The sequence below is a fragment of the Mesorhizobium sp. M2A.F.Ca.ET.039.01.1.1 genome (assembly GCF_003998035.1).
Lineage (GTDB): Bacteria > Pseudomonadota > Alphaproteobacteria > Rhizobiales > Rhizobiaceae > Mesorhizobium.
On sequence record NZ_RZRY01000129.1, the window covers coordinates 1 to 12,236 of the forward strand.

Annotated in this window: 13 protein-coding genes and 1 pseudogene; 5 read left to right on the forward strand and 9 right to left on the reverse strand. The window is 63.7% G+C overall.

The window, feature by feature from the left end:
- From EOA24_RS12775 to cyoA, 5 genes are all read right to left on the reverse strand, one after another.
- On the reverse strand, positions 1 to 350 hold a 350-nt coding region (locus tag EOA24_RS12775; RefSeq protein WP_281059882.1), incomplete at its 3' end, for an SURF1 family cytochrome oxidase biogenesis protein.
- A complete protein-coding gene (cyoD, locus tag EOA24_RS12780) occupies positions 347 to 721 on the reverse strand; it encodes a cytochrome o ubiquinol oxidase subunit IV (RefSeq protein ID WP_126079306.1) in 375 nt (124 codons plus the stop codon). The genes EOA24_RS12775 and cyoD, both read right to left, overlap by 4 nt.
- Positions 718 to 1,344: a cytochrome o ubiquinol oxidase subunit III gene (gene cyoC / locus EOA24_RS12785; protein ID WP_127256071.1), complete on the reverse strand. Its 627-nt coding sequence runs from the start codon at positions 1,342 to 1,344 to the stop codon at positions 718 to 720. The genes cyoD and cyoC overlap by 4 nt, the downstream gene beginning before the upstream one ends.
- A 2-nt stretch (positions 1,345 to 1,346) precedes the next feature.
- Complete coding sequence (gene cyoB, locus EOA24_RS12790; protein ID WP_126079308.1) at positions 1,347 to 3,353, reverse strand: cytochrome o ubiquinol oxidase subunit I; 2,007 nt, start codon at positions 3,351 to 3,353, stop codon at positions 1,347 to 1,349.
- Between the two features lie 10 nt (positions 3,354 to 3,363).
- Complete coding sequence (gene cyoA, locus EOA24_RS12795) at positions 3,364 to 4,545, reverse strand: ubiquinol oxidase subunit II (protein WP_126079309.1); 1,182 nt, start codon at positions 4,543 to 4,545, stop codon at positions 3,364 to 3,366.
- A 199-nt stretch (positions 4,546 to 4,744) separates the two neighbouring features.
- On the opposite strand from cyoA, the gene EOA24_RS12800 reads away from it, so the two are divergent.
- Positions 4,745 to 6,058: an MFS transporter gene (locus tag EOA24_RS12800; protein ID WP_126079310.1), complete on the forward strand. Its 1,314-nt coding sequence runs from the start codon at positions 4,745 to 4,747 to the stop codon at positions 6,056 to 6,058.
- Between the two features lie 35 nt (positions 6,059 to 6,093).
- Here EOA24_RS12800 and EOA24_RS12805 read toward each other — a convergent pair whose 3' ends face one another.
- On the reverse strand, positions 6,094 to 7,113 hold the full coding sequence (locus EOA24_RS12805; protein ID WP_189343257.1) for an NAD-dependent epimerase: 1,020 nt from the start codon (positions 7,111 to 7,113) through the stop codon (positions 6,094 to 6,096).
- Between the two features lie 164 nt (positions 7,114 to 7,277).
- Complete coding sequence (locus EOA24_RS41560; protein ID WP_189343258.1) at positions 7,278 to 7,424, reverse strand: hypothetical protein; 147 nt, start codon at positions 7,422 to 7,424, stop codon at positions 7,278 to 7,280.
- A 216-nt stretch (positions 7,425 to 7,640) separates the two neighbouring features.
- Between EOA24_RS41560 and EOA24_RS12810 the strand changes: the two genes are divergently transcribed.
- The 3 genes from EOA24_RS12810 (at position 7,641) to EOA24_RS12820 (ending at position 9,540) form a co-directional block, all read left to right on the forward strand.
- Complete coding sequence (locus EOA24_RS12810; protein WP_126079311.1) at positions 7,641 to 8,081, forward strand: hypothetical protein; 441 nt, start codon at positions 7,641 to 7,643, stop codon at positions 8,079 to 8,081.
- Between the two features lie 120 nt (positions 8,082 to 8,201).
- Positions 8,202 to 8,687: a hypothetical protein gene (locus EOA24_RS12815; RefSeq protein WP_245467258.1), complete on the forward strand. Its 486-nt coding sequence runs from the start codon at positions 8,202 to 8,204 to the stop codon at positions 8,685 to 8,687.
- Between the two features lie 88 nt (positions 8,688 to 8,775).
- The gene (locus EOA24_RS12820; RefSeq protein ID WP_126079312.1) at positions 8,776 to 9,540 is read left to right on the forward strand and encodes a pseudouridine synthase; all 765 of its coding nucleotides are present in this window, start codon (positions 8,776 to 8,778) and stop codon (positions 9,538 to 9,540) included.
- Positions 9,541 to 9,714: 174 nt separating this feature from the next.
- On the opposite strand, the gene EOA24_RS12825 is transcribed toward EOA24_RS12820, so the two are convergent.
- Positions 9,715 to 10,296 (reverse strand): histidine phosphatase family protein, encoded by a 582-nt coding sequence (locus tag EOA24_RS12825; protein WP_126079313.1) that lies wholly within the window; start codon positions 10,294 to 10,296, stop codon positions 9,715 to 9,717.
- A 128-nt stretch (positions 10,297 to 10,424) separates the two neighbouring features.
- Positions 10,425 to 11,762 (reverse strand): dicarboxylate/amino acid:cation symporter, encoded by a 1,338-nt coding sequence (locus tag EOA24_RS12830; RefSeq protein WP_126079314.1) that lies wholly within the window; start codon positions 11,760 to 11,762, stop codon positions 10,425 to 10,427.
- Positions 11,763 to 11,985: 223 nt separating this feature from the next.
- On the opposite strand from EOA24_RS12830, the pseudogene EOA24_RS12835 reads away from it, so the two are divergent.
- Positions 11,986 to 12,236, forward strand: a pseudogene (locus EOA24_RS12835) (two-component sensor histidine kinase); the annotation flags it as partial.

Sequence of the window (12,236 nt, forward strand, 5' to 3'; positions counted from 1 at the left end):
GCCTGCACCAGCGTGTTGGCTCCGCCGGAGAAACTGCCGGTGAGGCGTACATGGCGATATTCATAGCCGGCCGCGTTGATATCAGCCCATGTCGCGGGTCCTGGCGCATCGACGACCGGAGCATGGATGCGCTGGTCGACGCGGGCGATCAGGTCGAGCTTCCAGACCCGTCTTTCCAGCTGCCAGATGCCGAGCCCAAGAAACACCAGAACGCCGACAAGTCCGAGCAGCGCAAGCAAGAAGCGCGACGCGGAGCCTTTCGACGGCGCGGCGTGAGCGCATGTATCTGCCAGGCCGACCGTGACTTCTGCCTTGAGATTGGCCCTCCCCACGCCCGAAACAGGGCTCATGGCATCTCCCGCATCTCGTGGAGCCCGGGCAGCATGTTGGCGTTGAGATGGTACATCACCCAGAGCGAGCCGCTCAGCACGATGACGACGAGGATCACCGTGAAGATGAGCGCCAGCATCGACCATCCGCCCTCGGAGGCCGGGTTCATGTGCAGGAAGAAGATCATGTGGACGACGATCTGCACCGCGGCGAAGGCCATGATGATGACGGCCGTGGCCTGCTTGTTGTCGATGACTTCGTCCATCACCAGCCAGAACGGAATGGCGGTGAGGATCACCGACAGGAAGAAGCCGATCAGATAGCCCTTCAGCGAGCCGTGCGCGGCGCCACCATGCGCGTGGTCGTGACCGGCATGATCATGAGCGCTCATCGCAACGTCCCCATCAGATAGACGAAGGTGAAGACGCCGATCCAGACGGCGTCGAGGAAGTGCCAGAACATCGAGAGGCACATCAACCGGCGGCGGTTGGCCTCGATCAGGCCATATCGCGCGACCTGCACCATCAGCGTCACCATCCAAACGATGCCGAAGGTGACATGCAGGCCGTGCGTGCCGACCAGGGTAAAGAAGGACGACAGGAAGGCGCTGCGCTGCGGCGTCGCGCCCTCATGGATCATATGCGCGAACTCGTAGAGCTCGATCGACAGGAAGGCGAGGCCGAACAGCATGGTCACCGCGAGCCAGGCTTGCGTCGCGCCGGCACGGCCCTTGTCCATGGTCAGCATCGCGAAGCCATAGGTGATCGAGGAGAGCAGCAGCATGGTGGTGTTGACCGCCACCAGGCTGAGATCGAACAGGTCCTTCGGAGCAGGACCCGCCGCGTAATTGCCGCCGAGCACGCCAAAGGCCGCGAACAGCATGGCGAAGATCAGGCAGTCGCTCATCAGGTAGAGCCAGAAGCCGAGCATGGTGCTGCCGCCTTCGGCGTGCGCATGCTCCTCTTCCAGGTGGAAGACCGGCTCGGCGCCGGCCGTGATTGCCGTCGATGCCATGCTCAAGCCCTAGCCCCCTCAGCGGCGAGGAGCGCCGTCCTCGCCTCTTCCGTTTGCGCGACCTCGGCGGCCGGGATGTCAAAGTCGCGGTGATAGTTGAAGGTGTGGCCGATGGCGGTGGCGATGAGGCAGACGAAGCTCAGCGCCGCCAGCCACCACATGTACCAGATCAGCCCGAAGCCGAGCGCCACGCTGAACACGGCCAGGACGACGCCGGTGCCGGTGTTCTTCGGCATGTGGATCGGCTTGAAGCCGGTGAGCGGGCGCCGGTAGCCGGCTCTCTTCATGTCGAACCAGGCGTCATTGTCGCGGATGACCGGCGTGAAAGCGAAATTATAGGCGGGCGGCGGCGAGGAGGTCGACCATTCGAGTGTGCGGCCGTCCCACGGATCGCCGGTGACGTCGACCAGTTCGGCTCGCTTGCGGATCGAGACGAAGATCTGGACAAGGAAGGCGGCGATGCCAGCGGCGATCAGCACGGCGCCGAAGGCAGCGATGACGAACCAGATCTGAAGCGAGGGATCGTCGAAGACGCGCATGCGGCGCGTCACGCCCATCAGGCCGAGGATGTAGAGCGGCATGAAGGCGAACCAGAAGCCGAGCACCCAGCACCAGAACGAAACCTTGCCCCAGAACGGATCGAGCCTGAAGCCGAAGGCCTTGGGCCACCAGTAGGCGATGCCGGCAAACAGGCCGAACAGCACGCCGCCGATGATGACGTTGTGGAAATGCGCGATCAGGAACAGGCTGTTGTGCAGCACGAAGTCGGCCGGCGGCACCGCAAGCAGCACGCCGGTCATGCCGCCGACGACGAAGGTGAGCATGAAGGCCACCGTCCACATCATCGGCAGTTCGAAGCGGATGCGGCCGCGATACATAGTGAAAAGCCAGTTGAACATCTTTGCCCCGGTCGGGATCGAGATGATCATCGTGGTGATGCCGAAGAAGGAGTTGACGCTGGCGCCGGAGCCCATGGTGAAGAAGTGGTGCAGCCAGACCAGATAGGACAGGATGGTGATGACCACCGTGGCGTAGACCATCGAGGTGTAGCCGAACAGGCGCTTGCCGGAGAAAGTCGAGGTGACCTCGGAAAAGACGCCGAACAGCGGCAGGATAAGGATGTAGACCTCCGGGTGACCCCATATCCAGATGAGGTTCACATACATCATCGGATTGCCGCCGAAGTCGTTGGTGAAGAAATTGGTGCCGACATAGCGGTCGAGCGCCAAGAGCGTGAGCACCGCCGTCAACACCGGGAAGGACGCCACGATCAGCACGTTGGTGCATAGCGAGGTCCAGGTGAAGATGGGCATGCGCATCATGGTCATGCCGGGGGCGCGCATCTTGACGATAGTGCAGATCAGATTGATGCCGGATAAGGTCGTGCCGACGCCGGCGACCTGCAGCGCCCAGATATAATAATCGACGCCGACATCCGGACTGTAATTGATGCCCGAGAGCGGCGGATAGGCCAGCCAGCCGGTGCGGGCGAACTCGCCCACGAACAGCGAGGCCATGACCAGGATGGCGCCGCCCACCGTCATCCAGAAGCTGAAATTGTTGAGGAAGGGGAAGGAGACGTCGCGCGCGCCGATCTGCAGCGGCACGACGAAGTTCATCAGCCCGGTGACGAAAGGCATCGCCACGAAGAAGATCATGATCACGCCGTGCGCGGTGAAGATCTGGTCGTAGTGATGGGCGTTGAGATAGCCGTCCGAACCGTTGAAGGCGATCGCCTGCTGCAGGCGCATCATGATGGCGTCGGAGAAGCCGCGAAGCAGCATGACGAGGCCGAGCACCATGTACATGATGCCGATCTTCTTGTGGTCGACGCTGGTGAACCACTCGCGCCAGAGATAGCCCCAGAGCTTGAAATAGGTGATGGCGCCGAGAACCGCGAGGCCGCCAAGCGCCACCACGATGAAGGTGACGACGACGATCGGCTCGTGCAGCGGCAGCGACTCCAAAGTGAGGCGGCCGAAGATGAATTTGGTCAGCGTCTCAGGCATCCGCCATTCCTCACAATTCGAAGCGCAGCAGGCCGAGCGACGGCGCCTCGGCGTCGGCGCGGCGGCTGCCGGCGCCGGGCGCGAGCAAGCCGACGCCGCGCAGCGGGGACAGGTCCCTGAGCGGCCAGCTCTTTTCATCGTCATTACGAGCCGCGCGAGAGGCGGCTGCCGCCTCCTCCGCCGTGCAGATGCTGGCGACATAGGACGGATCGCTACCGAACACCGAGCCGCGCCGGGCAAGCTTGTCATATTGCAGCGGCAGGGTGTTGCGAACGCCGGCAAGGCCAAGGCCGCCTTTGGCGTCGATGGACATCATCTCGTTCATGCACATCTTGCCCGGCTCGACGCACAGATTGAGGATCGCGCCATAAAGGTCGTGGTCGACGAAGGCATACTGCCGGACCGGCTCGTTCTCGCTCGGGCGTTCAAGCTCGAGATAGGTCTCGCGGCTGAGCCTGGACTGAGCGCTCTTGGCCTGCGCCACCCAATCGGCGAAGGCCTGGTCCGAGACGCCGTGGAAGGCAAAGCGCATGCCGGAGAAGCCGGCGCCGCTGTAATTGGCCGAGAAGCCGGTATAGGTGCCTGGACGGTTGATGACGGCGTGCAGCTTCGTCTCCATGGCGGGCATGGCGTAGATCTGCCCGGCAAGGGCTGGAATGTAGAAGGAGTTCATCACCCTGGACGAGGTGATGCGGAAGTCGATCGGCTGATTGACCGGCGCCGCCAGCTCATTGACGGAGGCGATGCCGTAGTCCGGATAGATGAAGAGCCACTTCCAATCGAGCGCGACGACCTCGACCCTGAGCGGCTTATGGTTCTGCGTGACCGGCTGTCCGGGTTCGATTCGGTCGATGCGCCGGTAAGGATCGAGCAGATGCGTGCCGAGCCACGTCAGCGCGCCCAGGCATATGATGATGAGCAGAGGGGCCGCCCAGATCACCAGCTCCAGCTTGGTCGAATGGTCCCAGTCGGGCGTGTAGGTCGCCGTCGTGCTGGACTGCCGGTAGCGCCAGGCGAACAGCACGGTCAGCGCCATGACGGGCACGATGATGAGCAGCATCAAAAGGGTCGAGACGACGAGCAGGTCGCGCTGCTGCACTGCCACGTCGCCCGCGGGCGCTAGCACGACGAAGTCGCAGCCGCTCAGCAGCACGGCCAGGGGAAACAGAAGCAAAGCTCCGGATCGTTTCATCAACGCTGCCCTCGATGGCGTCGCAACGGGCTTTTGCAAGCTACAACGCGGTATGGGCCAACGGCTACTGCCGCCGGCACGGGGACGACATTGGACAATTTGTCCAATGCCGGATTGCTATGGCTTTGGCGAAACTGTGCACGCATAATGGGACGAGGACAATCGCGTTCCGAACTTGAGCTCGGTGGCGACGAACAAGATGGCTGAAACTTCGACTGCCGAAACGGACAGCAGGCTGATCGGCTCGCATCACGGCCAGGTCAGCGCTGGCGATATCGCGGTCGGCGTGATCATCGGCAGGACATCGGAGTTCTTCGATTTCTTCGTCTATGCGATCGCTTCCGTGATCGTATTCCCCAGGCTTGTCTTTCCGACGCACGATCCGCTGGTCGGAACGCTCTATTCCTTCGCGATCTTCGCGCTGGCCTTTATCGCGCGTCCGTTCGGCACGGTGCTGTTCATGGCGATCGACCGCGCCTATGGCCGCGGCGCCAAGCTGACCATCGCGCTTTTCCTGCTCGGCACCTCGACCGTCGCCATGGCGTTCCTGCCGTCCTATGAAGACGTCGGCGCTGTCGCCGCCTGGCTGCTGGCGCTTACCCGCTTCCTGCAAGGCCTGGCGCTCGGCGGAACCTGGGATGGGTTGCCCTCGCTGCTGGCGCTGAACGCGCCGCAGAACCGGCGCGGAATCTATGCGATGATCCCGCAACTCGGCGCGCCGATCGGGCTTATCGTGGCGAGCTCGCTGTTCGCCTTCTTCGTCGCCAACCTCTCGGCCGACGATTTCTTCGCCTGGGGCTGGCGCTATCCGTTCTTCGTCGCTTTCGCCATCAATGTCGTGGCGCTGTTTGCCAGGCTGCGCATCGTCGTCACGCCCGAATTCTCGAAGCTCTACGAGAGCGGCGACCTGCAGCCGACCCGCATCAGGGACATGATCGGCACGGAAGGCCGCAACGTCGTCGTCGGCGCCTTCGCGCCACTGGCGAGCTTCGCCCTGTTCCATATGGTGACGGTGTTCCCGCTGTCCTGGGTGTTCCTGTTCACCAATGAGGGGCCGGAGCGCTTCCTGATCATCGAGGCGGTGAGCGCGCTGTTCGGCATCGCCGCGATCGTCGCGTCAGGGCCGCTGGCCGACCGTGTCGGACGCCGCGCCCTGCTCGGCGGCGGCGCCGTCGCCATCGCCGCATTCAGCGGCTTTGCCCCGCAGCTTCTCAATGGCGGCACCGTCGGGGAGACGGTGTTCATGGTGCTGGGCTTCATTCTGCTCGGCTTGAGCTTCGGGCAATCCTCGGGCGTCGTCGCGTCGAGCTTCTCGCGCCAGCACCGCTATACCGGCTCGGCGGTGACGTCGGACCTCGCCTGGATGTTCGGCGCCGGCTTTGCGCCGCTTGCCGCGCTGCTGATCGCCGGCACTTTCGGCCTCATCGCCGCCGGCGCCTATCTGCTTTCAGGCGCCGCCTGCACGCTGATCGCGCTGTGGATCGACAGGCAGGCGTCAACGACAGGCCGCTAGTACTCGGCCGCTAGCACGTTGTCGCGGGCGCCTAATCAGACCTGATAGAAATCCCGATACCATTCGACGAAGCGCGGAACGCCGACCTCGATCGGGATCCTGGGCTTGAAGCCAGTCACCTCCTCGAGCGAGGTGATGTCGGCGTAGGTCGCCAGCACGTCGCCCGGCTGGAGCGGCATCAGGTTGCGGATTGCCTTGCGCCCAAGCGCGTCTTCCAGCACGTCGATCAGCCGGCTCAGCTGGACGGGTGAGCTGTCGCCGATGTTGTGGATCCTGTACGGCGCATTGCTGGTCGCGGGATCCGGGGCAGCGCTTGTCCAATCGGTATTGGGCGTCGCGGGATGCTCCATGACGCGGATTACGCCCTCGACGATGTCGTCGATATAAGTGAAGTCCCGCTGCATGTTGCCATGGTTGAAGACGTCGATCGGCTGGCCGGCGAGGATGGCCTTGGTGAAGATGAACAAGGCCATGTCGGGCCGGCCCCACGGACCGTAGACGGTGAAGAAGCGCAACCCCGTGGTCGGCAGCCCGAACAGATGGCTGTAGGTGTGGGCCATCAGCTCGTTCGCCTTCTTGCTTGCGGCATAGAGGCTCAAGGGATGGTCGGCGGAATCATGGACCGAGAACGGCATGCGCGTGCTGCCGCCATAGATCGAGCTCGACGATGCATAGACGAGATGACCGACAGAGGCCTGACGGCAGCCCTCCAGGATATTGAGGAAGCCGTCGAGGTTGCTGCGCGCATAGACGTGCGGATTGATCAGCGAATAGCGGACGCCCGCCTGCGCGGCGAGATTGACGACGATCTCCGGCGCGTCGGAAGCAAAGACCGCCGAGACGCCATCGCGGTCGGCGAGGTCGACATGCTCGAAGCGAAAATTCGCGAACCCTTTCAGCCGGTCGAGCCGCGCCTGCTTGAGGGCAACGTCGTAATACTCGTTCATGGAATCGAGGCCGACAACCTGCCGGCCTTCGGCAAGCAGCCGGTGGCAGAGGTGAAAGCCGATGAAGCCGGCGGCGCCGGTGATCAGTATGGGCCTGCTCGACGTCAATCCATGCCCCCAAAACGTTGTGGTCAACCGGACCGATCTTTCGCCGACAGCCCGCGGGCACGTCCGGAATTCCTCAAGCCGGTCGAGAACTTGCGCCTTTTATGGCAGGCCGTCGACGAATTCAACGATACGCCTTTCTCCGCCGTCTCGACACGACTTACCGGTCATTGCGGCGCCAGTGGCTGCAAGGCTGGCACGGGCGGATGCGGCAGCAGCGTACCGAGCCCGTCGACCTCAGCCTGCGCCAACCCGTCGTCCCACCACTTCGGAACGGAGGCCGCCTCGTATAGGGTTTCAATCAGCTCGATCATGGTCGCCTGGAGACGATGTGGATGGGGCCGGCCCGGGAGCTCCAGTATCCGACAGCGGAAATGCAATCTCAAGCCCGTGCTTATATGCGAGCGCGGTCATGGATCGGACCCATTCATGCAGAATGCGATTGCGCTCATGAGGCCAGTTGAGGATTTTATTTTCTTGGTGATCTTCCTTTGCTGAGGCAAACTGCTAGCGGGCTGTCAGGAGGAGAAATGAGAGCACGCGCGGCGACGGTCGGAGACCTGGAAGATGTGTTCCACGGCCTGTCCAAGCGGATGTCGGACGAATATGTCGCGGCCGGCAAGGACAGCAAAAGCGCCTATGACAATCTGATGATGAATTTGAAGGAAGGCCGGGCGCACGCGCTTGTCGAGGGCGACAGGGCCGTCGCGATCATCGCCTGGCATGAGCACTCGGATGCCGCAGATACGCTGTTCGCGGCGCGGGAGGATTTCTTCAACGCCGCGACGGTCCGCTTCTGCAGGCGGCACATCCGCCATGTCCAGGCGCTTGCCGGCAACCTTCCCATACATTCGCGCAGCTGGCTGGACAGGCCGGACGTGGCGAAGTGGTTCCGCGTGATCGGCTATGTCGACCGTGGGCGGGAGAACGGCGCCCATCTGTTCGAGCTGCCGCCGGCCGCCAATAGCTGACCAAAACGAGGCCATTCGTTGCAGCTCTTGGCTTGCGCGAAAATCCGATTGGAAAGATTGTAGGCGCAGGCAGCCGGGCAACCTGGCACGCCGGACGGGGTATGGCTGCTGGAAATGGGGATGTTGCGCGTCTGCCTGGCGGTTGTCGCCATCGCTGCCCTGATGACATCATCAGGGGCGGAACCGCGTGCGTCCCATCTTTTTGACCGAGCTGACCTCACGGCAGCCTATTCGGGGCAACCCGATCTCGTCACCGCGTATACGACCGGCATGGCGCGCTACCGGTTTCAATATTCGGGTCCCGCAACCCAGGCCGGTTTGGCCGCGCCGCTCGAGCCTCGCCTGCTGCGGCCTGAATTCCAGCAACGGACATGGCGTTCGGCGGACGGCAGCCTGCTTCAGGGATTTGCCGGCAAGGGCGGCTTTCGCCTGACCACGGGCAACTGCGTGAACCGCCTCTGCGTGGCCAGCGAGTGCAGCGAAGCCGGCTGGCCGCTCTATGCCTGCAGCGACGGGCGCAAGCGCAAGATGTCGGTCCAGAGCTTCGTGACGGCAACATTCGACGGCGTCCCCTACCGGCGGCTGAGCGCGCCGAAGGATCAATGATTTCCCGGCGCCGACCGGTCTCCAAAAATCCATCTTACTTCACCCGAAGGTTGCGCATGCGCCGCGCCGCATGGCATTTGTGGGGCAAATGACGAGCAAGCCCCTTGGACAGCCTTCTAAGGCCGCGCGGCGATCCACCGCCGGGAAGGTCAGCCTCAACCGGGCGCTGTCGAAGCTCGGGTTCTGCTCGCGCAAGCAGGCTGAGCTTTTGATCGGCAAGGGGCGCGTGCGGGTGGGCGGCAAGGTGGCGCGCGACCCTGCGCTGTGGGTCGATCCCGAGCGCGAGAGCATCACGGTCGACGGCGAGCGCATTGCGGCCGAGCGCAAGGTCTATCTGATGCTCAACAAACCGCGCGGGCTGGTCACCACCCGCGACGATCCCGAAGGCCGTGGCACCGTCTATGACTGCCTTAAAGGGCTCGACCTGCCCTTCGTGTCGCCGGTAGGCCGGCTCGACAAGGCAAGCGAAGGGCTGCTGTTGATGAGCAACGACACACGCTGGGCGAGCGGTTTGCTCGACCCCGCCTCGCATGTCGCCAAGACCTATCATGTGCAGATCGCGGCCATGCCCGACGAGGCGATGCTGGAACGCTTTCGCCAAGGCGCGGTCGTCGACGGCGAGTTGCTCACGGCAAGCTCGATTGCATTGTTGCGCAGCGGCGGGCGGACAGCCTGGCTGGAAATCGTGCTCGACGAAGGCCGCAACCGGCAGATCCGCAGGCTGCTCGGCGCTTTCGATATCGAGGTGCTAAGGCTGGTTCGCGTGGCGATCGGCGGTCTTCAGCTCGGCGAGCTTGCCAAAGGCAAGGCACGGCATCTGACGAGCGAGGAGCTGGCGACCTTGGCGACTTGACGCCGGGCCACGAACTCCCCCTCACCCGGATTGCCAGCCGAATTGCGAAGAGCAATTCGGGGCAATCCGACCTCTCCCCGTGGGGAGAGGAGCAGGTAAGCGCCGGCGCCAACCTCTTCTCCCCTCGGGGAGAAGGTGGCCGCGAAGCGGCCGGATGAGGGGGAGTCGCGCTCGTTATTTCTGGTTCCACCGCCGGATGACCGGCTCCGTCAGGTCGTGCTCGTAGCCGAGGATGCTGAGGCTCGCGGTGTCGAGCACGAAATGCTCGCCGCCTTCGGGCGGCAGGCCGACCCAGCGCGCCGCGAGAACACGCAGGAAATGCGAGCTGGAGAAGATGAGCACATTGCCGGCAATCGCACGCAGCCCGGCGATGATCGCGTCGGCGCGGGCGCCGACATCGGCCGCCGTCTCGCCGTCAGGACAGCCGTCGCGGAACAATTGCCAGCCGGGGCGCTTCGACAGGATTTCCTTGGTCGTCACGCCCTCGTAAGCGCCATAATCCCATTCCTGCAGGTCCGGCTTCTTGACCGCGCCCTCACCGAAGCCGGCCAGGCGGCAGGTGTCGAAGGCGCGCTGCGACGGGCTCGACCAGACCGCCTGGAAGGTCAGGCCCTTGAGCCGCTCGGCCACACCGCGCGCAGCCTCATCGCCTTTTGCCGTCAAAGGGATGTCGGTGCGGCCGGTATGCCTGCCCGAGAGGCTCCATTCGGTCTCGCCATGACGGACAAGATAGATCTCGGGATACGCGCTGCTCATTGACCGCCCTCGGCTGACTATTTCGCCGGGAATCCGGCTCGCGCACCGTATGCGGCGGCCGGCAAAAAGAACAGGCCGCGGCTGAGCCGCGGCCTGCACAGGCTTGGGAGGGATGCCTAACTTGCCTGTCACTCGGCCGGCAGCAGGCCGCCGGACAGCGCGAGATCCGCCTCTTCCGGCAACTGGCCGGCCATGGCGGCGGCGAATTGCTTCTGGTCGAGCTCGCCTTCCCAGCGCGCCACGACGATGGTCGCCACCGCATTGCCGACGAAATTGGTGAGCGCGCGGCACTCAGACATGAAGCGGTCGACGCCGAGGATCAGCGCCATGCCGGCGACCGGCACCGAAGGCACCACCGAGAGCGTGGCGGCCAAGGTGATGAAGCCGGCGCCGGTGATGCCGGCCGCACCTTTGGAGCTCAGCATGGCGACTAGCAGGAGCAGGATCTGGTCGCCGAAGGTGAGCGGCGTGTCGGTTGCCTGGGCGATGAACAGCGCAGCCAGCGTCATGTAGATGTTGGTGCCGTCGAGATTGAAGGAATAGCCGGTCGGGATGACCAGGCCGACCACCGAGCGGTTGCAGCCGGCGCGCTCCATCTTGGCCATCAGGCCGGGAAGCGCCGCCTCGGACGACGAGGTGCCGAGCACAAGCAGCAGCTCTTCCTTGATGTAGCGGATCAGCGCCAGGATGGAGAAGCCGTTGTACCATGCGACGGCGCCGAGAACGACCAGCACGAAGAGCAGCGACGTCAGGTAGAAGGTGCCGATCAGGAAGGCGAGGTTGGCGATCGTGCCGATGCCGTATTTGCCGACGGTGAAGGCCATGGCGCCGAAAGCGCCGATGGGGGCTGCCTTCATCAAGATGGCGACGAGGCGGAAGATCGGCGAGGTCAGCGCCTGCAGGAAATCGACCACGGGGCGGCCGCGTTCGCCGACCAGCGCCAGCGCGATGCCGAACAGCACCGAGAAGAACAGCACCTGCAGAATGTCGCCCTGCGCGAAGGCTCCGGTGATGGTGTCGGGGATGATGTTCATCAGGAAGCCGACGATGGTCGTGTCATGCGCCTTCTCGGTGAAGGTCGAGACCTTCGAAGCATCGAGTGTCGCGGGATTGATGTGCATGCCGGCGCCGGGCTGGATGACGTTCGATACAACCAGGCCGACGATCAACGCCAATGTCGAGAAGACAAGAAAATAGATCATCGCCTTGCCGGCGACGCGGCCGACCTTGTGCAGGTCGGAGACGCCTGCGATGCCGGTCGCCACGGTGAGGAAGATCACCGGCGCGATGACCATCTTGACCAGCTTGATGAAGGCATCGCCGAGCGGTTTCAGCGAAGCGCCCAGATCGGGGTAAAAATGGCCAAGCAGGATGCCGGCGGCGATCGCCACCAGGACCTGCACATAAAGATGCCGGTAAAAGGGAACCTTGCCGCGCGGTTCGGCGGCAGCGATTGCTGTCTGCATGGTATCCTCCGTTCGGCCCCCGATCGAGAACGCTCGACCTCCCAGGGGGCTGTTAACCTTCACAGCCTCGCGGCTGCTGCGGACCTACCTGCAACGCGCGTGCCAGATGGCGCCCGGAGTTTCGCTTCGTTGATTTTGCTGAATTTTTCGAGCTCGCGAGGTGCCTTTTCCGCGGCATCAGTGTGGTTATCCGCATAGGTACAATTGCGCCTTGTGCGAAAGCATGCACAAATACGCCATGCTGCAACGCCCTGCCGCTGCTCTCGCTTCGACGCCCGAACTGCTTGCCGGGCGGGCGCGGCGCGCCTGGCTGCTGTTCACGGCGGTGGCGCTGGCGATCATCGCGGCAGCGCTCTACGGCGCCGGCCTCTATGGCCGCTCGACGGAGATCGAGGCATTAGCCACGCAAGGACGCACGGACGCCAATCTCAAGGTCGCGCTGCTGCGCGCGGTGCTGGAAAATCCGCGCGCAGC